Origin of the sequence: Streptomyces sp. NPDC002032 (assembly GCF_042890765.1) — a bacterium.
GTDB lineage: Bacteria > Actinomycetota > Actinomycetes > Streptomycetales > Streptomycetaceae > Streptomyces.
This window is the reverse complement of the sequence record NZ_JBIASM010000003.1, coordinates 524,583-544,382: the sequence shown is the minus strand read 5'-3', so window position 1 is coordinate 544,382 and position 19,800 is coordinate 524,583. Positions and strand designations below refer to the sequence as shown.

The window sequence follows — 19,800 nt, the reverse complement described above, 5'->3', positions numbered from 1 at the left end:
AGGGGCCGTGAAAAGGGGAGGGCGGCCGAAGCCGCCACCCCCCACAGGAGAGGCCCCGGCCGCCATCCGTCACGGACTCGTGCGACAAGCCCGTACCCCTGTCAGCGCCCGGAGTGCGTTTTGTGTCACACCCCGCTCCGCACAGGCTCGGTCGCTGGTTGTACAACTCGTGGACGAGAGGCGCGCGAAAGCCGTAACGTGCGGATTTGCGCCACACGTACAGGACGTCGAACGGGTTGGGGACTTTGCTGGGGGACGACGCGGAGCTGACCGCCGCGGTGCTCGCGGCGCAGGACGGCGACGAAAGCGCGTTCCGGACTGTGTACCGCGCCGTGCACCCGCGCCTGCTCGGATACGTACGCACGCTCGTCGGCGACGGCGACGCGGAAGACGTGACCTCCGAGGCATGGCTGCAGATCGCCCGCGACCTCGACTCGTTCACCGGCGACGCCGACCGCTTCCGCGGCTGGGCCGCCCGCATCGCCCGCAACCGGGCCCTCGACCACATCCGCATGCGCGGCCGCCGTCCCGCCATCGGCGGCGACGAGAGCGAACTGACCGGACGGGCCGCCGACTGCGACACGGCGGGCGAGGCCATGGAGGCCCTGTCCACCGGCCGCACCATGGCGCTGATCGCCCAGCTCCCCCAGGACCAGGCCGAGGCCGTCGTGCTGCGCGTGGTCGTCGGGCTGGACGCCAAGAGCGCGGCCGAGACCCTCGGCAAGCGGCCGGGCGCCGTCCGCACCGCCGCGCACCGAGGCCTGAAGAAGCTCGCGGAACTGCTCACCGCCGAGTCCGGGCCCGCCGGTCCCGCCGGTCCGGCCGAACTCGCGCCGGCTCGCGGCGCGGGGCCGCTGCGGCCGGTCGGTCATAATGCCGTTGACCAGGCCCGGGAGCGCGACCTCGACGCCGTGCCCGCGCAGCGCGCGCGGGCGGGGGGCCTGGTGGAACCGACCGGTGTGACGCATTCACGTTGGCGGACGCAGAAGGACATGTGATGGCCGACGAGCACAACGCGTGGCTGGACAGGGCCACGGCGGAGGAGTTGCTGCGCGCGGGCACCGGCCCCCTCGCCCCCGACGCCGGCCCCCGGGCCCGGGCCGAGGCCGCCCGGCTCCGCGCCGCCCTCGGTTCCCTGACCCCGCCGAGCTCCGCCGCCCGCGAACTGCCCGGCGAGGCCGCCGCCCTGGCGGCGTTCCGCGCGGCCCGGGCGCAGCGCGCGACAGCGCCCGGAACCGCCCCTGCCGCGGCCCCGGGTGCGGCGCACGCGGGCGGCGCCGCCGAGCCGCTGGTCGACCTGGCCCCGGTACCCCCCGTACGGATCCCCGCGCAGCGGCGCGGATCGACGGCCGCCCGCTTCGGGCTGGCGGCCGCGCTGGCCGGGGTCGCCGTCGGCGGGATCGCGGCGGCCGCCACCGGCGGGCTGCTGGACCGTGTCACGCATCACACCGCGGGCCCCGCCCCGGCCGTGTCGGTCCGTGCCGACCAGGACCCGGCGCCCGCCGCGGACGGGGCCGGCCCCACCCTCGTCCCGCAGCTGCGGCCCACCCCGGAGCGGGGCGGCGCGAGTACGGTGCCGCCCGGCCCCGGCGTGTCGCGGCTGCCCGGCACGGACACCCGTACGCTCCCCGGCGACCCCCCGGCCGGGCTGTCGCAGCCGTCCGGCGCACCCACCGCGGGCATGGGCTTCGGCGTGGGCACCGACGGCAGCCGCGACAAGCTCACCGACAAGCTGGACGGCGGCGCCGCCGCGGGCGGCCGGGACCACGACAAGGACGGCGGCCAGGGCAAGGCCGCCGACCTGTGCGAGGCCTACCGCTCGGGCCGGATGAACGACGACCGCCGCGAGCGCCTCACCAAGCTGGCCGGGGCCCCCGCGAAGATCGCCCGGTTCTGCGAGGCGCTGCTGGACGGGGCCCGCGACGGTCTGCCGCAGAGCGGCTCCGTCGACCCCGGCAATGCCATCCTCAAGGTGCCGAGCGCCAAGCCGGGCGGCGCGCTGGGCTTCAGCTCGCGCTGACACACCGGCTGCATCTGGCTGAAAATCGCCTACGGCTGACGGGACGGCGGTAGGGGTGCGACGTGCGGGAACGCCGCCCTCCTGGTTCGCCGAAACGTTCGTGGAAAGGTTCACCCCCTGGCCGGAGTGCAGCGCAGTAACACTTTCGCGAGGCCCGGCGCAGTACATATTGAGCCGACTGGTCATCGGCCGCGCACGAGCCGGGGTTCCCCCCGTACCCCTGGGCTCTGCGCAACCGGCGCGGGCGGGGCACGTTCCCCCGGCCCTGCCCGCGCCCTCAACTTCCGACCGGCCTCACCAGTAGACGACGACCTTGTCGCCCACCTTCACCTGGTCGAACAGCGCCGACAGCTTGGCCTTGTCCCGGACGTTCACGCAGCCGTGCGAGGCCCCGGCGTAACCGCGGGCCGCGAAGTCCGCCGAGTAGTGCACGGCCTGGCCCTCGCTGAAGAACATCGCGTACGGCATCGCCGTGTGGTAGATCGTCGACGTCCAGTCCTTGGCCTTCCAGCCCACCTCGAACAGGCCCTCGCGGGTCGGCGTGTTCTCCGAGCCGAAGCGCACGTCCATCGTCGAGACGACCTTGCCGTCGATCATCCAGGCGAGGGTGCGGCTCTCCTTGCTGATGCACATCACCCGGCCCTGCATACAGCGCGGGTCGGGGGCGTCGACCTCGTTGGTGGTCGGCGGACGCAGCTCCTCCTCCGTCGGCTTCTTGCTCAGGCCCTGCACCTTCTTCCAGGTGGCCTCGTCCACGGCACCGGTCGCGCCGAGCCCGTGCTGGGACTGGAAGGTCTTGACCGCGGCGGTCGTCTTCGAGCCGTAGAACCCGGTGGGCGCCGTGGACAGCAGCTTCAGCTGCCGCAGCCGCGCCTGGAGGTCGCGGATCTGGTCGCTCTCGTCCCCGTTCGCCATGATCGGCTTCACGCCGGGGGCCTGCGGGGCGGAGGACGCGGACGCCTGCTGCGAGGCGCCGGCCGTGGGGGAGGCGGCGGGCGAGGACTCGCCCGGCTTCGCGTCACCCTGCGCCGAGGGGGAACCCGCCGGGGTGGACCCCGTCACCGGCGCGGACGGCGAGGCCGGTCCGGCGTCGCCCTTCTGCGGGCCGCAGCCCGTCGCGGCCAGCGCGACGGCCGCGGCGAGGCCGAGCGTGCGGATCAGGACTCTCTGGCGGTGCTGCATGGCGGTCCCCCGTTTTCAACGTCGTGTACCTAGGTGATGCGCCGTGGGCGTGGAAAGTTGCGGACGGTGGCCCGCCGTTGCGTCTTTGTGACCCGCTGTCGTCAGGGCCACGGTTGTACCAGCCCGCGACCGGCCGGCCGCACGGCCACGGGGGGTTTCGCGTCATGGTCCGCCGCCCGCCGGGCCCCTGGGTCCGGCTCGTGAAATTCACTGGCGGGACAGGTGCGTCCTCATGGGACACTCCTGCTCATGCTGGGTGTGACAGATCTTCCTACTTATTTCGCGGCCGTGGTGCTGATCGTGCTGCTGCCCGGGCCGAACTCCCTCTACGTGCTCTCCGTCGCCTCCCGGCGCGGGGTGAAGGAGGGCTACAAGGCGGCCTCCGGGGTGTTCGCCGGGGACACCGTCCTGATGGTGCTGGCCGCGGTCGGCGCGGGGGCGCTGCTCCAGGCGAGCCCGGTGCTGTTCACGGTGGTCAAGGTGCTCGGCGCCGGGTACCTGGGCTGGCTGGCGGTGGGCATGCTGCGCGGCGCCCTGGCCATGTGGCGCGAGCGCAGGTCGCGCGAGGTGGCGGTGCCGGCCGGCGAGGAGCCCGCCGGCCCGGCCGAGCGGCCGTTCCGTCGGGCGCTGGTGGTGAGCCTGCTCAACCCGAAGGCGATCCTCTTCCTGCTGTCCTTCTTCGTGCAGTTCGTGGACCCGCAGTACCGCTACCCCGCGCTGTCGTTCCTGCTGCTGGGGACCGTCTCCCAGCTCGTCAGCTTCCTGTACCTGTCCACGCTGATCTTCACCGGCACCCGGCTGTCGGCCGCCTTCCGCCGGCGCAAGCGGCTCGCGGCCGGGGCCACCTCCGCGGCGGGCGTGATCTTCCTGGGCTTCGCGGCCAAGCTCGCCGTCGGCTGAACCGGCCCGGCCGGGCGGCGGGTCAGGCGGCCCGGCCCAGCCGGCGGCGCAGCCGGTGCACGGCCCGGCGCACCGCCGGGCTGCGGGGCAGGAAGGACAGCTGCGCGGGGATTCCGCCCGGCAGGCCCAGCACCGTGAGCCGCCGGCGCTTGAAGTAGCGCCAGGTCCGGTCGTCCAGCTGCCCGGCCAGGTAGGCCTCGGCCGCCCCGCGCCGGCCGGCGAGGATCCGGGGCTGCATGGTGAAGCCCACCGCCGTGACCAGCCCGGTGAGGTCGGCAGGGCCGTCGGGGCCGGGACCGTCCGTGCCGGTACCGCCGGGGCCGGGGCCGTCCTGCGGCGCGAGTTCCGGGACCAGGGCGTCCACCAGCGTGAGCGGGATCCGGTTGCTGTTCTGGTACGGGGCCAGGCGGGCCAGCAGCGGCCCGGTCCCGGTGCGCGCGACCGGGATCCCGTACAGGGTCCGGGCGGTCAGCAGCCCGGTCGAGAAGCAGCCCGCGACCAGCGCCGGGCGCAGCCGCTCGTACAGGGTCTCGGCGAGCACCGGCGCGTCCAGCACCGTCAGCCGCGCCCCGAGCCGGGCGGCCTCCGCCTCGGCGCCGCGGGAGTACGCGGCCGGGGCGGAGGGATGCGGTTTGAAGACCAGCTCCCGGTGGCCCCGCGCGACGGCCCCGCGCACCATCGCGACGTGCAGCTCCTCCTCCTGCGCCGGGGTCATCAGCTCCAGCGCCGAGAGGTACTGGCCGAGCAGCAGGGCCGGGGGCTCCGGGGGCTCCGGGGGCGTGTAGCCGCAGTCGTCCGGGAGGCCGGACAGCTCGGCCAGGACCTTGCGGAAGGCCGGGCCCGGGACCGGTTCGGCCGGCACCCCGAACTCCGTGAGCAGCAGGGGTTCCAGACCCGGTACGAGGTCCAGGTGCAGGACCCGGCGGACCCGCATGCCGATCTGCGGGTCGAGGCGGAAGCGGGTCGGGCCGTACGACATGAGCCCGTCGGCGTAGACGTCGATCGCGGCGCCCGGGAAGAGCTGGCACAGGCTCTGCGCGGGCGGCACCTGGAGGGACTCCACCACCAGCTCGACCCGGTCCTCGCCGAGCCCCCACAGGGTGCGCAACTGCCGCTCCCAGAGCGGGACGTCGTCGGGGCGGGGGGCCCAGCCGCTCGGGTGCTGCGGGGCGAGGACCGCGTTCCAGTCGAGGACCTCGTCGAAGCGGGTGCGCAGCGCGGCGAAGCCGGGCATGGCCTCGATGCCGGGGGTGACCTCGGGGGCGGGGGAGTGGTTGCTGGTCAGCAGGATCCGGCGGCCGGCCGGCGGGAGGACGCCCGCGTCGAGGGCGGCGGCGAGGGTGGCCGTCCCGTAGAGGGTGGAGGCGAGGAAGAGCTGGGTGACGCGGCCCCCGTTCACGCGGCGGCCCCGGAGCCCCCGGCCGTCCCCGCCCCGGCGCCCGCCCCCGCGCCCGCCCCCGCCGGGCCGCGGCGGCGCAGCAGCCTGCGCAGGAGCGCGGAACGGTCGGCGTCCATCGAGGCCAGCGCCCGGTCCAGCAGCGGCCGGGGCATGCGCCCGAGGGCTTCCGCACTCATCAGACGGAGTTTTTTCGCCACGGCCGGTTCGAACCTTTCGATGGAGCCGATATGGTGCGCGATAATTGCACAATACGTTCGGACGGCCTTGGGGAGCAGGAGTTCGGATTCAAGATCGGCGGCCGTGTCCGACAGGACCTGGTCGAATGCCCGGATGAAATCGAGCTGACGCTCGTCCCCGATCTGGGTGAGCGAGGTGGAAATACCGCGCCGGTAGAAGATTCCGGCCTCCCCGATCGCCGCGAAGGACTCCGCCTCCCGGTGCAGCCGCCAGATCCACGGGCGGTCCTCCGCCGTGCGCAGCCCGTCCGTGAAGTGCAGCAGCCCGCGGTCCAGCAGCCGCCGGTGGTACATCCCGGCCCAGGCGTACGGGTAGTCCACCGCGGTGGCCCGCGAGGCCGGCAGGATCCCGGCGCGCGGATCGCCCACCACCCCCTGCGGCCCGTACGGCACCCGCTGCACGCTCCGCGTCCGGCCCGTCACCTGCACATGGTCGGTGCGGACGAAATCGCAGCTCAGGGCCTCGATGGCGGCCAGCGTGCGGGCCAGGTGGCCGGGCGCGAGCCAGTCGTCGCCGTCCAGGAAGGCGATGTACTCGCCGCGCGCCGCGTCCAGGCCGGTGTTGCGGGCCGTCGCCAGACCGCCGTTGCGGTCCCGTCTGAGGTGCACCGCCCCGGGCAGGCCGCCCGCCGCCGCGCGTTCCAGCAGCCCGGGCGTCCCGTCCGTGGAGCGGTCGTCGACGAGCAGGAACTCGAAATCGGCACGCGCGTTGAGTGCGAGCCCCTTCAGGACGTCGGGCGCGTATGTCTGCACGTTGTAGAACGGCACGACAACAGAGAGCTTGAGCACCTGCGAGACATTAGGACGCGGCCCGGCATTCACCATGGCCCGGATGCGGATTCCATGTGAACGACGCGGGGCGGACGCGTTAACCCGGGCGCTTTCGCATTTCGTCGACGGGTTGTTAACCCGCCGTTGTGCGCTCGTTGGGCCGATCACCGGAAATGCGGAATAGCTTCTGCCGGGTGCCAGTGCCACTCAGCAGCAGCCGGGCCGATCAACGCATCGCCGTACTCGCCGATTCCGACACACGCTGGAAATGGGGCGCCCTCACCGCACGCCGCCTCGCCCCCGGCGCCCCCGCACCCACCGGGTACGTCCTGCGCGGCCGGGCCACCCCGACCGCGCGCCAGCTCGGCGAGGCGGGCGTGGCGGCCGAGCGCGGCCCGGCGGAGGTGACCTGCGCCGAGTTCCTCGCCGAACTCGCCCGGCAGCACTACGACGTCGTCGTCCTCGCCCTCGTCGGAGGCGCCGTCCAGGCCGTCCTGCACGGGGTGCGCGCCCTGTGGCCGCACCCGTCCGGCCGCCCCGTCCTCGTCACCGGCTACGTGGGCGTCGTCTACGAGAAGCTCGCCGACGGGCTCCTGCTGCGGCACGGCGCCGACCTGGTCCTCGCCAACTCCCGCCACGACGCCGCCCGCTTCCGCGCCGTGTACCGGGGCGCGGGCGCCGATCCGGACGCCGTCGTCGAGACCGCGCTGCCCTTCCTGGACGGCGCCCCCCACGAGAGCGCCGGGGGCCGCACCCACCGGGTCGTCTTCGCGGTGCAGCCCTCCGTCCCCGAGAGCCGCACCGACCGCGCCTACCTCCTGGAACGGGCCGCCCGGCACGCCCGCCTGCACCCGGACCGCGAGGTGCTCGTCAAACTCCGCAGCCGGCCCGGCGAGCACACCACGCACCTGGAGGAACACCCCTACCAGCGCCTCGCCGAGCGGCTCCCCGGCGGCCTCCCGCCCAACTGCCGCCTGGTGTACGGGAACATGGGGGAGGTGCTGGACGCCGCCGACCTGCTGGTCACCGTCTCCTCCACCGCGGCCCTGGAATCCCTGCACCGGGGCATCCCGACCGCCGTCCTGACCGACCTCGGCATCCGTGAGGCCCTCGGCAACCACCACTTCCTCGGCTCCGGCTGCCTGACCTCCTGGGACCGCCTCGACGAGGGGCTGCTGCCCGCCGCCGACCCCGCCTGGCTCGCCGCCCAGGGGGTCGCCCCCGGCGCGGCCGACCCCTACGCCGCCGCCCGGGCCCGGATCGCGCAGCTGCTCGGGCCGGCCCCGAGGGCGCCCGTGGCCCCGTACTACACGCTCGCCACCGCCCCCGGCTACCTCCCCGGGATCCTGGCCCGCCACCACCTCGCCCCCGACGGGACCCCGCTGCCCGGGGCCGCAGCCCGCGCGGCAGGGGAGTCCGGGGCGCGCCGCTGGCTCCGCTCCCACCTGCGCGAAGCCGCCCGCGGCGCCTACCGGCACGGGGTCCAGCGCGTGGCCCCGGTGATCCGACGGCTGGGCGAGCTGTGAGGGTCCTCGCGGTGGTGCCGGCCCGCGGCGGCTCCAAGGGCGTGCCCGGCAAGAACACGGCGCCCGTCGGCGGGATCCCGCTCGTCGCCCGCGCGGTACGGGCCTGCCGGTCCGCGCCCACCGTCACCGACGTGGTGGTCTCCACCGATTCCCCCGGGGTCGCGGCGGCCGCCAAGGCCGCCGGGGCCGATGTGATCACCCGGCCCGCGGCCCTGTCCGGGGACACCGCGAGCAGCGAGGCCGCCCTGCTGCACGCCCTGGACTCCTTCGAGGAACTGCACTCCCTCACCGTGGACGTGCTCCTCCTGGTCCAGTGCACCAGCCCCTTCCTGACCGCCTCCGACGTGGAGGCGGTGGCCGCCGCCGTGGCCTCGGGCGCCGCGGACTCGGCCCTGACCGCGGCCCCCTTCCACGGCTTCCTCTGGCGGTCCGGGCCCGACGGCCACGGCGCCGGGGTCAACCACGAGGCGGCTCACCGGCCCCGGCGCCAGGACCGCCCTGCCGAACTCCTGGAGACCGGCGCGGCGTACGCCATGGACGCGGCCGGCTTCCGCGCCGCCCGGCACCGCTTCTTCGGCCGCGTCCTGCCCGTACCGGCCGACCCGGCGCGGGTCCTGGAGATCGACGACCCGCACGACCTGGCCCGCGCCCGCCTCCTGGCCCCGCTCTTCGACCCGCCGGGCCGCCCCGCACGCCCCGCACCCGCCCCCACCGAACGAAGGACACCCCCCGCCATGACCGACGTCACCGCCAACTCCCGCCTGCGCAGCTTCGGTTCACGGACCGCCGGCCCCGGCCGGCCGGTCTACGTCGTCGGCGAGATCGGCATCAACCACAACGGCGACCTCGGCACGGCCTTCGCGCTCGTCGACGCCGCCGCCGAAGCGGGCTGCGACGCCGTCAAGTTCCAGAAGCGCACCCCCGAGATCTGCACCCCGCGCGACCAGTGGGACGTCGAACGCGACACCCCCTGGGGCCGGATGACGTACATCGACTACCGCCACCGCGTCGAGTTCGGCGAGGCCGACTACCTGGCCATCGACGAGCACTGCGCCCACCGCGGCATCGCCTGGTTCGCCTCCCCCTGGGACACCGAGGCCGTCGCCTTCCTGGAGAAGTTCGACGTCCCCGCCCACAAGGTGGCCTCCGCCTCCCTGACCGACGACGAGCTCCTGCGCGCCCTGCGCGCCACCGGCCGCACCGTCGTCCTGTCCACCGGCATGTCCACCCCGAAGCAGATCCGGCACGCCGTCGAGGTGCTCGGCAGCGACAACATCCTGCTCTGCCACGCCACGTCCACCTACCCGGCCAAGGCCGAGGAGCTCAACCTGCGCGTCATCCACACGCTCCAGGAGGAGTACCCGAACGTCCCGATCGGCTACTCCGGCCACGAGACGGGCCTGCAGACCACCCTCGCCGCGGTCGCCCTCGGCGCCACCTTCGTCGAGCGGCACATCACCCTCGACCGGGCCATGTGGGGCTCCGACCAGGCCGCCTCCGTCGAACCCGGCGGCCTCGCCCGCCTCGTGCGCGACATCCGCACCATCGAGACCGCCCTCGGCGACGGCGTCAAGCGCGTCTACGCGTCCGAGCTCGGCCCCATGAAGAAGCTCCGCCGCTTCCAGGGCCAGGACGGCCAGGTCCCGGCCGCGCTCTGATCCGGCCCCACCCCTCCTCCTCGCAGAGCGGAGACCCGTGGTGAACTCCCCCGCCCGCACCCTGGCCCTGGTCGAGAGCCCGGTCCAGCTGCTCAACGTGCTGGAATGGGCGCACGCCCAGGCGCAGGCCCAGGCGCACGCCCAGGCGGCCGCCCAGGCCCGGCACCAGCCCGAGACCGACGCCCGGACGGGGGACGGCCCCCACCGGTGCGGCCCCCTGCTGTCCGGCGTCCCGAGCCAGCCCGGCCCCCTGGCCGGCCGCCGCCCGCAGGACGGCCCGCCCGGGCCGGGGGCCCACCACGGCCCGCACATCATCGTCCTGCCGCCCACCGACCCCATGTCCCGCGGGCAACTGCGCCGCGTCGCCGCCCTCGCCCGGGACGAAGGCCACACCGTGCGCTGGCAGGAGGCCCGCGGCGGCTCCGGCAGCCCCCTGGGAGCCCTGACCACGCTCGCCGCCGCCGTGCGCCGGGCCGAGCGGATCGTCGTCGGCGACCCCTTCTCCCGCCTCGTGCAGCTGCTGCTGGTCCCGGCCCGGGGCGCCGAACTGGTCGTCGTGGACGACGGCACCGCCACCATGGAGTTCGTGGCGCAGCTCGGGCGCGGGGAGCGGCTGCGCCGCTGGCACAGAACCGGCGGCGGGGCCCTGGCCCGGGCGCGCGAACTCGCGTACGCCCCGGTGTCGGGGACGGCCCGGCGGCGGCTGACGCCGCGCGGCGGGCGCGCCATGGAGGTGTTCACCTCGATGCCGGTCACCCCGCTGCCCGGGATGGAGCTGCGCGTCAACGACTTCGCCTGGACCCGCTCCCGCTTCGGCCCGCCCCGGCTGACCAGGGGCACCGACCTGGTCGGCACCTCCCTGGTGGAGACCGGCGTGGTGGATCCGGCCCGCTATCTGGACGCGGTCCGCGCCCTGACCCTGGAACACGGGGTGACCCGCTACTTCGCGCACCGCCGCGAATCCCCGGAGAAGCTGCGCGCGCTGAGCGAGGCGGCCGGGCTGGAGATCGTCCGTCCGGACCTGCCGCTGGAGCTGATCGCCCGGCGCGGCCCGGTCGGCCGTACGATCGTCAGCTTTCCGTCCACCGTCGTCCACACGCTGCCCTACGCGCTCACCGGCACTGGCGTGACGGTGGCGGTATGCGATATCGACCCGGCCTGGCTCACGGCCGCCGCCTCGCCCCGGGCCCGCGGGTTCCTCGCGGGCGTCACCGACACGGCCCGTGATGTGCGCAGACTGCCCGCTCAGGCCGCTCCCGCGGCCGGATGAGCGCGCGAGTTTACCCCCGGCCGCAACCGGTCATGCGTCCAGAGGCCGGGTTTCTTTCCCCTAACGGCATGAACTTTTGGTGATCTCCAGCCAGTTGAGCCATCCGTGGGCCTACCCTTCAACGGGTGAACCAGTTGATGTCCCGCGAGTCCCCGACCGCCCTGCCCGGCAAGCCCGACCGGCCCGAGCTGCCCGGCAAGCTTCCGGACCACCTGCGTGCCGAACTGATCGCCTTCCGGCGGGATCTGCACATGCATCCCGAGCTAGGACACCAGGAGTTCCGCACGACGGCGGCGATCAAGGCACGGCTGGAAAAGGCCGGCCTGCGCCCCCGCGTGCTGAAGTCCGGCACGGGGCTGATCTGTGACGTCGGCACCTGGGACGGGGGGCGGCCCATGCTGGCCCTGCGCGCGGACATCGACGCCCTGCCGATCCCGGACGCCAAGACGCACGTCTCCTACCGCTCCACCGTCCCGGACCGCGCCCACGCCTGCGGGCACGACGTGCACACGGCCGTCGTCCTGGGGGCGGGCCTGGTGCTCGCCGACCTCGACCGCCAGGGGCTGCTGCCCCACCCGGTGCGGCTGCTGTTCCAGCCGGCCGAGGAGGTGCTGCCGGGCGGCGCGAGCGATGCCATCGAGTCCGGGGTGCTGGACGGGGTGGGCCGGATCATCGCGGTGCACTGCGACCCCCGCGTCGACGCGGGCCGGATCGGCCTGCGGCCGGGGCCGATCACCTCGGCCTGCGACCGCCTGGAGGTCAGCCTGTCCGGCTCCGGCGGCCACACCGCCCGGCCGCACCTGACCACCGACCTGGTGACGGCCGCCGCCCGGGTCGCCGTCGACGTCCCGGCCCTGCTGACCCGGCGGATGGACGCCCGCTCGGGCATGTCCGTCACCTGGGGCCGCATCGAGGCCGGGCACGCCTGCAACGTCATCCCGATGCACGCGGAGCTGTCCGGCACCGTGCGCTGCCTCGATCTGAACGCCTGGTACGAGGCCCCCGACATGATCCACGCGGCGATCGACGAGGTCGCCACCATGCACGGCGCGAAGTTCGAGATCAACCACGTGCGTGGGGTCCCGCCGGTGGTCAACGACCCGGTGGTCACCGAACTGCTCCGGGAGGCGATGGCCGCCCGCCGCGGTGCGGGCTCGGTCGAGGACACCGAGCAGAGCCTGGGCGGGGAGGACTTCTCCTGGTACCTGGAGCACGTCCCCGGCGCCATGGCCCGCCTCGGCGTCCGCAGGCCCGGTGACACCGCCAAGCACGACCTGCACCGGGGCGACTTCGACGTGGACGAGAGCGCGATCGGCGTCGGCGTGGAGTTCTTCACCGCCGCGGCCCTGCTCGACGGCCGCCGCGGGGCCACCGCCCGGTAGACCGCGGGCGGCAAAGCGGGGGCAAAGTCTGTACACCGGCCGCCGGTCCGCTGGTGGAGCTGTCCAGCCCTTGGTACACAAGGGCTGGACATCGGTGCAGTTACCGATCGGTCACTGTCCGGTTCACGACGATCCGATAACGACTCATGAACGGGCCTTTAACTGACATCTACGCGCGTTACGATCGCGGCGAAACCAGCGCCGGTCGTGGCGCTTCGGTCAGGTTTTGAAGGAGCCTCCCCTTGCGCCGGATCACCAGGATCGCCACCGTGGGCATCGCGTCCGCGGCGCTGGCCCTCTCGGCCACCGCCTGTGGCGGTAAGAAGTCCTCGGACGCCGCCCCGTCGTCCTCCGACGGCACCGCCAAGGCCGCCGCGAGCGCCGCCATCGCGTACGACATCGGTGGCCGCGGCGACCAGTCGTTCAACGACGCCGCCTTCGCCGGTCTCGAAAAGGCCAAGAAGGACCTGAAGATCGGCGGCAAGGAAGCCGAGCCGACCGACGGCGAGGGCGAGGCCGACAAGGTCCAGCGCCTCACCGAGCTGGCCCGCTCCGGCAACAACCCGGTCATCGGCGTCGGCTTCTCCTACGCCCCGGCCATCAAGAAGGTCGCGGCGAAGTACCCGAACATCACGTTCGGCATCATCGACGACACCTCGGTGACCGCCCCGAACATCGCGAACCTGGTCTTCAACGAGGAGCAGGGCTCCTACCTGGCCGGCGTCGCCGCCGCCAAGGCGTCGAAGTCCGGCACGGTCGGCTTCATCGGCGGTGTCGAGGTCCCGCTGATCAAGAAGTTCGAGGCGGGCTTCGCCCAGGGCGTCAAGGACACCAACCCGAACGCCAAGGTGCTCTCCAAGTACCTCTCGCAGCCGCCGAACTTCGAGGGCTTCTCCAAGCCCGACCTCGGCAAGGCCGCCGCGCAGGGCCAGCTCGACGCGGGCGCCGACGTGATCTACGCGGCAGCCGGTCTGGCCGGCTCCGGCGCGATCGAGGCCGCTTCGGCCAAGGGCGCGTGGGCCATCGGTGTCGACTCCGACCAGTACAACCAGGCCGGTCTGTCGAAGTACAAGGACCACATCCTGACCTCGGTCACCAAGGACGTCTCCGACTCCGTCTACAACCTGATCAAGTCGGTCAAGGACGGCAAGCCCGAGACCGGTGAGATCCGCTACGGCCTCGACAAGAACGGCGTCGGCCTGGCCGACTCCAACCCGAAGTACAAGGAGATGACGGACGTCATCGCCGCGGTGGAGAAGGCCAAGGCCGACATCATCGCGAAGAAGATCACCGTCAAGACCACGCCGTAAGGCCCCGTCTGACGAACCTTCGCGGTCTGCGGGGTCCGGAAGCGGTCTCTACCGCTTCCGGGCCCCGTGCCGTGTCCGTTCGCCGGTCTCCCTCAGTCCGTGTTCACTTGTGGCCAGTTGGCCGCAAGTTTTCACTTCCGACAGTGCTACGCGCGTAGAGGCATCGTGGACGCGATACCTTCTCTCCCCCGCCCTGTCCCCCCTGCCAACTTGGCTTTCCAGCTCCTTCCGCGCCAAGGAGAGTGCGTCATCAACGCGTCCAGCCCCCCTCTCGCCGTCGAACTGCACGGCATCACCAAGCGCTTCCCCGGCGTCGTCGCCAACAAGGACATCGCGATCAGCGTCCGCAAGGGCACGGTCCACGCCTTGATCGGCGAGAACGGCGCCGGCAAGTCGACCCTGATGAAGATCCTCTACGGCATGCAGAAGCCGGACGAGGGCACCATCGCGATCGACGGGGAGCAGATCTCCTTCAGCAGCCCCGGCGATGCCATCGCCCGCGGCATCGGCATGGTGCACCAGCACTTCATGCTGGCCGACAACCTCACCGTCCTGGAGAACGTCGTTCTCGGCGGCGAGAAGCTCTACGGCATCGGCGCCAAGGCCCGCAAGAAGATCAAGGAGATCTCGGACGCGTACGGCCTCGGCGTGCGTCCCGACGCCCTGGTCGAGGACCTCGGTGTCGCCGACCGCCAGCGCGTGGAGATCCTGAAGGTCCTCTACCGCGGCGCACGGATCCTCATCCTCGACGAGCCGACCGCCGTGCTCGTGCCGCAGGAGGTGGACGCCCTCTTCGACAACCTGCGCGAGCTCAAGGCCGAGGGCCTGACCGTCATCTTCATCTCGCACAAGCTGGGCGAGGTGCTGAAGGTCGCCGACGACATCACCGTCATCCGGCGCGGCACCACCGTCGGCACCGCGGACCCGCGCAACACCACGCCCAAGCAGCTCGCCGAGCTGATGGTCGGCGCGGAACTGCCCTCCCCGGAGACCCGCGAGTCGACGGTGACCGACGTACCGATGCTGGAGGTCAAGGGCCTGACCCTGGCCGCCGGCGGCGCCGTCGTCACCGAACCGGAGAGCCTGTCCGCCCAGGAGCCGGCCGACTCCGCCGTGCGCGAGCACGTCGCGGCCGGCCGCCTGCTCCTCGACGACATCACCTTCACGATCCACAAGGGCGAGGTCCTCGGGATCGCGGGCGTCGAGGGCAACGGCCAGACCGAGCTGATCGAGGCCCTCATGGGCATGGCCGCCGCCGACTCGGGCGTCATCGCCCTGGACGGCACGGACATCACCGACGCCCCCGTGCGCGCCCGTCGCGTGGGCGGCATCGGCTACATCCCCGAGGACCGGCACCGGCACGGCCTGCTGCTGGAATCCCCCCTGTGGGAGAACCGCATCCTCGGCCACGTCACCGAGGCCCCCAACTCCAAGCGCGGCGTCCTCGACCTGAAGGCCGCCCGCAAGGACACCGAGCGGATCGTGCGCGAGTACGACGTGCGCACGCCCGGCATCGACGTCACCGCGGCCTCGCTCTCCGGCGGCAACCAGCAGAAGCTGATCGTCGGCCGCGAGATGAGCCACAACCCCAAGTTCCTGATCGCCGCCCACCCCACCCGCGGTGTGGACGTCGGCGCGCAGGCGCAGATCTGGGACGCCATCCGCGAGGCCCGCCGCGAGGGCCTGGCCGTGCTGCTGATCTCCGCCGACCTGGACGAGCTCATCGGCCTGTCCGACACCCTGCGCGTGATCTACCGCGGCCGCCTGGTCGCGGACGCCGACCCGGCGACCGTCACCCCCGAGGAGCTCGGCACCGCCATGACGGGCGCCGCCTCCGGGCACCTGGAAGCAACCGACAACCACTCCGCCGCCGGTACCGGCCAGGCCGTTACCGACTCCCCGGAGGACGAGGCCCGATGAAGAAACTCGACAAGGACCGGCTGCTCCTCGCCTTCGCCGGGCCCCTGCTCGCCCTGGTCACCGCCTTCCTGCTGACCATGATCGTGCTGGCCGCGACGGGCATCGACCCGATCGACCCGCTGCGCCTCATGGTCGAGAACGCCGGTTACGAGGACGTCCAGGTCCTCATCCTGAACCAGGCCGGTACGTACTACCTGGCAGCCCTGGCCGTCGCCATCGGCTTCCGCATGAACCTCTTCAACATCGGCGTCGACGGCCAGTACCGCCTCGCCGCGATGATCTCCGCGGTCGTCGGCACGGCGGTCACGCTGCCCGGCCCGCTGCACATCCTGCTGATCATCGCCGTCGCCATGCTGACCGGTGCCTTCTGGGCCGGCATCGCGGGCGTGCTGAAGGCCCGGCGGGGCGTCAGCGAGGTGGTCTCCACGATCATGCTGAACGCCATCGCGACCAGCCTGATCGCCTGGCTGATCCTGCCGAAGAACCTCGGCGTCCAGCCCGAGGGCTCCAACGACCTGACGACCGGCGACATCGCCCAGTCCGGCTGGTTCCCGGCGCTCACCATCGGTGACGGCCTGGAGATCTACGGCTTCACCTTCGTGGCCTTCGCCCTCGGCGTCGTCTACTGGTTCGTCCTCAACCGCACCCGCTTCGGCTTCGACCTGCGCGCCACCGGCGCCAGCGAGTCCGCCGCCCAGGCCTCCGGTGTCGACGCCAAGAAGATGATCATCACCTCGATGCTGATCTCCGGCGCCGTCGCGGGCCTGTCCGGCATGCCGCAGCTGCTGGGCGAGACGCACACGTACAACCTGTCCTTCCCGGTGGGCGTCGGCTTCACCGGCATCACCATCGCGCTGCTCGGCCGCAACAGCCCGGTCGGCATCCTCTTCGCCGCCTTCCTCATGGCCTTCATCGACAAGGCCTCGGCCTCGCTCGACACGGCCGGGTACGCGAAGGAGATCGGCACGATCATGAAGGGCCTGATCGTGATCGCGGTGGTCGTCTCCTACGAGCTCGTCCGCCGCTACGGCATCCGCCGACAGCAGCAGAAGGTCGGCGAGGAACTGGCCGCAGGCCACGCCATCAAGACCGAGAAGGAGGTCGCGGCGTGAGCACCAGCACCGTTCCCGCGAAGAACGCCGCTCCGCAGAAGCCGGCCGGCCGCAAGAAGCTGACCCTTGCGATGATCATGCTGATCATCGCGGGCGCCCTCGCGCTCGTCTCGCTGGTCCGCGTGATCAGCGGTGCCGAGGACCTGACCTCCGTCGGCCAGGTCTCCGGCGCGCTCTCCCTCGCCGTGCCGATCGGCCTCGCCGGCCTCGGCGGTCTGTGGTCCGAGCGCGCGGGCGTCGTCAACATCGGCCTCGAAGGCATGATGATCCTCGGCACCTGGTTCGGTGCCTGGGCCGGCTACCAGTGGGGCCCCTGGACCGGCGTCCTCGTCGGCATCGCCGGCGGCGCCGTCGGCGGCCTGCTGCACGCGATCATCACGGTCACCTTCAACGTCAACCACATCGTCTCCGGTGTGGCCATCAACATCCTGGCGCTCGGCTTCACCCAGTACCTGTCGAACTTCACCTTCGCGGACGCCCCCGGCGGCTCCTCCAAGCAGTCGCCGCGCGTCGATGAGATCTACAAGATCACCGTGCCGGGGCTGTCCGACTGGATGACCACCCTCCAGGGCAAGCACTGGTTCTTCGTCTCGGACCTCGCCGGCGTCGTCGGCGGCCTGGTCACCGGGCTGTCCCTGCTGACGGTCGTCGCGCTGCTGCTCATCCCCGGCACCTGGTGGGTGCTGTGGCGCACCACCTTCGGCCTGCGCCTGCGCTCCTGCGGTGAGAACCCGACCGCGGCGGAGTCCCTGGGCGTCAACGTCTACAAGTACAAGTACATCGCCGTGATCGTCTCCGGCGCCCTCGCGGGCCTCGGCGGTGTGTTCCTCTCCGAGGTCGCCAGCCCGATCTACCAGGAGGGCCAGACCGGCGGCCGCGGTTACATCGGTCTCGCCGCGATGATCTTCGGCAACTGGATGCCGGGCGGCATGGCGCTGGGTGCGGGCCTCTTCGGCTTCGTCGACAGCCTCAAGCTGCGCGGCTCCGAGAACGTGCACGCCCTGCTCCTGCTGCTGGCGATCCTGCTGGCGCTCGTCGCGGCCTGGCAGCTGTACAAGAAGAAGTACCTGCCGGGCGTCATCTCCGCGTTCTGCGCCGTCGGTCTCCTGGTCTGGTACCTGGTCACCGACTCGGTGCCGAGCCAGTTCGTCGACGCCGCCCCGTACCTGACCACGCTGCTCGTGCTCGCCCTGTCGGCGCAGCGCCTGCGCATGCCCAAGGCGGACGGCCTGCCGTACCGCAAGGGCCAGGGCAAGTGACCGCGGACCGGACGGTGGACCAGACGGTCGACTGGGACGCCCTGCGGACGGCCGCCCGGGACGCGATGACCCGGGCGTACGCCCCGTACTCGGGCTTCCCGGTCGGGGTGGCCGCGCTGGCCGACGACGGCCGGGTCGTGACGGGCTGCAACGTGGAGAACGCCAGCTACGGACTCGCGCTGTGCGCCGAGTGCGGGCTGGTCTCCTCCCTCCAGGCCACCGGCGGCGGCCGTCTCACCCACTTCACGTGCGTGGACGGCAAGGGCGCGATCCTCGTCCCCTGCGGGCGCTGCCGCCAGCTGCTCTACGAGTTCGGCGGCCCGGACCTGCTGGTGGAGACCCCGGACGGGATCCTGCCGCTGAGCGCCATGCTGCCCCAGGCCTTCGGGCCCGACCACCTGAGATAGCCGTGTCGACGGCCCTTCGCCCCACCGGGCGGAGGGCCGTCCCGCTTCCCTCCCCCGAAACTTTCTCCCCTCATCTCTATGCGCGTAGAAGGAAGTCACCTCATGGACGTCATCTCCGTCATCCGGACCAAGCGGGACCGCGGCGAGCTCAGCCCCGAGCAGATCGACTGGGTCATCGACGCCTACACCCGCGGGGTCGTCGCCGACGAGCAGATGTCGGCGCTGGCCATGGCCATCCTGCTCAACGGCATGAACCGGGCCGAGATCGCCCGCTGGACCGCCGCGATGATCGCCTCCGGTGAGCGGATGAACTTCGACTCCCTGTCCCGCCCGACCGCCGACAAGCACTCCACCGGCGGCGTCGGCGACAAGATCACCCTCCCGCTGGCCCCGCTCGTCGCCGCCTGCGGCGCGGCCGTGCCGCAGCTCTCCGGTCGCGGCCTCGGCCACACCGGCGGCACCCTGGACAAGCTGGAGTCCATCCCCGGCTGGCGCGCGCTGCTCTCCAACGAGGAGATGCTGAACGTCCTCGACACCACCGGCGCCGTCATCTGCGCCGCGGGTGACGGTCTGGCCCCGGCCGACAAGAAGCTGTACGCCCTGCGCGACGTCACCGGCACCGTCGAGGCCATCCCGCTGATCGCCTCCTCGATCATGTCGAAGAAGATCGCCGAGGGCACGGGCTCGCTCGTCCTGGACGTCAAGGTCGGCTCCGGCGCCTTCATGAAGAACATCGAGGACGCCCGCGAGCTGGCCTCCACGATGGTGGCCCTCGGCACCGACAGCGGCGTCAAGACGATCGCCCTGCTGACGGACATGTCCACCCCGCTCGGCCTCACCGCCGGCAACGCCCTGGAGATCCGCGAGTCCGTCGAGGTCCTGGCCGGCGGCGGCCCCTCCGACGTGGTCGAGCTGACCCTGGCCCTGGCCCGCGAGATGCTGGACGCGGCCGGCATCAAGGACGCCGACCCGGCCAAGGCCCTCGCCGACGGCTCCGCCATGGACGTGTGGCGCCGGATGATCTCCGCCCAGGGCGGCGACCCGGACGCGGCCCTGCCCGTCGCGCGCGAGCGCCACGTGGTCACCGCCCCCGAGTCCGGCGTGCTGACCCGCCTGGACGCGTACGGCGTGGGCGTGGGCGCCTGGCGCCTGGGCGCCGGCCGCGCCCGCAAGGAGGACCCGGTGCAGGCCGGCGCGGGCATCGAGCTGCACGCCAAGCCGGGCGACACCGTGGTGGCCGGCCAGCCGCTGATGACCCTGCACACGGACACCCCGGAGAAGTTCGAGTACGCCCTCGCCTCGCTGGACGGCGTCTTCGACATCGCCCCGGCGGGCACGGCGTTCGCCGCCACCCCGATCGTCCTGGACCGCATCGCCTGACCCGCGAGCCCCCGTCGCGACGGGACCGGCGGACCCCCGCCGGTCCCGTCGCGCGTACCGGGCGCAGA

Annotated in this window: 16 protein-coding genes and 1 pseudogene; 14 read left to right on the top strand and 3 right to left on the bottom strand. The window is 72.8% G+C overall.

The window, feature by feature from the left end:
• Nucleotides 1-245 precede the first annotated feature (245 nt).
• Both ACFYYT_RS10620 and ACFYYT_RS10615 read left to right on the top strand, forming a co-directional pair.
• Nucleotides 246-998 (top strand): RNA polymerase sigma factor, encoded by a 753-nt coding sequence (locus ACFYYT_RS10620; RefSeq protein WP_351825520.1) that lies wholly within the window; start codon nt 246-248, stop codon nt 996-998.
• Nucleotides 998-2,020: a hypothetical protein gene (locus ACFYYT_RS10615; protein ID WP_351825452.1), complete on the top strand. Its 1,023-nt coding sequence runs from the start codon at nt 998-1,000 to the stop codon at nt 2,018-2,020. Before ACFYYT_RS10620 ends, ACFYYT_RS10615 begins: the two co-directional genes overlap by 1 nt.
• A 294-nt stretch (nt 2,021-2,314) precedes the next feature.
• Here the strand turns inward: ACFYYT_RS10615 and ACFYYT_RS10610 are convergent, their stop codons facing one another.
• Nucleotides 2,315-3,202: a L,D-transpeptidase family protein gene (locus tag ACFYYT_RS10610; protein ID WP_351825454.1), complete on the bottom strand. Its 888-nt coding sequence runs from the start codon at nt 3,200-3,202 to the stop codon at nt 2,315-2,317.
• A 249-nt stretch (nt 3,203-3,451) separates the two neighbouring features.
• On the opposite strand from ACFYYT_RS10610, the gene leuE reads away from it, so the two are divergent.
• Nucleotides 3,452-4,102, top strand: a complete 651-nt coding sequence (leuE, locus tag ACFYYT_RS10605; protein ID WP_351825456.1) for a leucine efflux protein LeuE — start codon at nt 3,452-3,454, stop codon at nt 4,100-4,102.
• Nucleotides 4,103-4,124: 22 nt separating this feature from the next.
• On the opposite strand, the gene ACFYYT_RS10600 is transcribed toward leuE, so the two are convergent.
• Both ACFYYT_RS10600 and ACFYYT_RS10595 read right to left on the bottom strand, forming a co-directional pair.
• Entirely contained in the window at nt 4,125-5,501 is a 1,377-nt protein-coding gene (locus ACFYYT_RS10600; protein ID WP_351825458.1) for a polysialyltransferase family glycosyltransferase, read from the bottom strand.
• Nucleotides 5,498-6,526, bottom strand: coding sequence for a glycosyltransferase family 2 protein (locus ACFYYT_RS10595; RefSeq protein ID WP_351825460.1), 1,029 nt, complete (start codon nt 6,524-6,526; stop codon nt 5,498-5,500). Before ACFYYT_RS10595 ends, ACFYYT_RS10600 begins: the two co-directional genes overlap by 4 nt.
• A 155-nt stretch (nt 6,527-6,681) precedes the next feature.
• Between ACFYYT_RS10595 and ACFYYT_RS10590 the strand changes: the two genes are divergently transcribed.
• The 11 genes and pseudogenes from ACFYYT_RS10590 (at nt 6,682) to ACFYYT_RS10540 (ending at nt 19,732) form a co-directional block, all read left to right on the top strand.
• Nucleotides 6,682-8,034, top strand: a complete 1,353-nt coding sequence (locus ACFYYT_RS10590) for a DUF6716 putative glycosyltransferase (RefSeq protein ID WP_351825462.1) — start codon at nt 6,682-6,684, stop codon at nt 8,032-8,034.
• Nucleotides 8,031-8,420 (top strand): annotated as a pseudogene (locus ACFYYT_RS10585) (cytidylyltransferase domain-containing protein); the annotation flags it as partial. The gene ACFYYT_RS10590 and the pseudogene ACFYYT_RS10585, both read left to right, overlap by 4 nt.
• Before the next feature lie 348 nt (nt 8,421-8,768).
• Nucleotides 8,769-9,692, top strand: coding sequence for an N-acetylneuraminate synthase family protein (locus ACFYYT_RS10580; protein ID WP_351825522.1), 924 nt, complete (start codon nt 8,769-8,771; stop codon nt 9,690-9,692).
• Between the two features lie 40 nt (nt 9,693-9,732).
• Nucleotides 9,733-10,962, top strand: a complete 1,230-nt coding sequence (locus ACFYYT_RS10575; protein WP_351825464.1) for a hypothetical protein — start codon at nt 9,733-9,735, stop codon at nt 10,960-10,962.
• A 137-nt stretch (nt 10,963-11,099) separates the two neighbouring features.
• A complete protein-coding gene (locus ACFYYT_RS10570) occupies nt 11,100-12,344 on the top strand; it encodes an amidohydrolase (protein ID WP_351825524.1) in 1,245 nt (414 codons plus the stop codon).
• Between the two features lie 242 nt (nt 12,345-12,586).
• Nucleotides 12,587-13,654, top strand: coding sequence for a BMP family ABC transporter substrate-binding protein (locus ACFYYT_RS10565; protein ID WP_351825466.1), 1,068 nt, complete (start codon nt 12,587-12,589; stop codon nt 13,652-13,654).
• Nucleotides 13,655-13,828: 174 nt separating this feature from the next.
• Nucleotides 13,829-15,574, top strand: a complete 1,746-nt coding sequence (locus tag ACFYYT_RS10560) for an ABC transporter ATP-binding protein (RefSeq protein WP_388607598.1) — start codon at nt 13,829-13,831, stop codon at nt 15,572-15,574.
• On the top strand, nt 15,571-16,686 hold the full coding sequence (locus tag ACFYYT_RS10555; protein WP_351825468.1) for an ABC transporter permease: 1,116 nt from the start codon (nt 15,571-15,573) through the stop codon (nt 16,684-16,686). Before ACFYYT_RS10560 ends, ACFYYT_RS10555 begins: the two co-directional genes overlap by 4 nt.
• Complete coding sequence (locus ACFYYT_RS10550; protein WP_351825470.1) at nt 16,683-17,945, top strand: ABC transporter permease; 1,263 nt, start codon at nt 16,683-16,685, stop codon at nt 17,943-17,945. Before ACFYYT_RS10555 ends, ACFYYT_RS10550 begins: the two co-directional genes overlap by 4 nt.
• Nucleotides 17,942-18,352 (top strand): cytidine deaminase, encoded by a 411-nt coding sequence (locus ACFYYT_RS10545; RefSeq protein WP_351825472.1) that lies wholly within the window; start codon nt 17,942-17,944, stop codon nt 18,350-18,352. Before ACFYYT_RS10550 ends, ACFYYT_RS10545 begins: the two co-directional genes overlap by 4 nt.
• A gap of 102 nt (nt 18,353-18,454) precedes the next feature.
• Nucleotides 18,455-19,732, top strand: coding sequence for a thymidine phosphorylase (locus ACFYYT_RS10540; RefSeq protein ID WP_351825474.1), 1,278 nt, complete (start codon nt 18,455-18,457; stop codon nt 19,730-19,732).
• Nucleotides 19,733-19,800: the final 68 nt, after the last annotated feature.

What these genes read in the sequence shown, in the direction of transcription:
- ACFYYT_RS10590 (WP_351825462.1), top strand. Translation starts at nt 6,682, where the DNA reads ATGCGGAATAGCTTCTGCCGGGTGCCAGTGCCACTCAGCAGCAGCCGG.
- ACFYYT_RS10615 (WP_351825452.1), top strand. Translation starts at nt 998, where the DNA reads ATGGCCGACGAGCACAACGCGTGGCTGGACAGGGCCACGGCGGAGGAG.
- ACFYYT_RS10555 (WP_351825468.1), top strand. Translation starts at nt 15,571, where the DNA reads ATGAAGAAACTCGACAAGGACCGGCTGCTCCTCGCCTTCGCCGGGCCC.
- leuE (WP_351825456.1), top strand. Translation starts at nt 3,452, where the DNA reads ATGCTGGGTGTGACAGATCTTCCTACTTATTTCGCGGCCGTGGTGCTG.
- ACFYYT_RS10580 (WP_351825522.1), top strand. Translation starts at nt 8,769, where the DNA reads ATGACCGACGTCACCGCCAACTCCCGCCTGCGCAGCTTCGGTTCACGG.
- ACFYYT_RS10610 (WP_351825454.1), bottom strand. Translation starts at nt 3,202, where the DNA reads ATGCAGCACCGCCAGAGAGTCCTGATCCGCACGCTCGGCCTCGCCGCG.
- ACFYYT_RS10570 (WP_351825524.1), top strand. Translation starts at nt 11,100, where the DNA reads ATGTCCCGCGAGTCCCCGACCGCCCTGCCCGGCAAGCCCGACCGGCCC.
- ACFYYT_RS10540 (WP_351825474.1), top strand. Translation starts at nt 18,455, where the DNA reads ATGGACGTCATCTCCGTCATCCGGACCAAGCGGGACCGCGGCGAGCTC.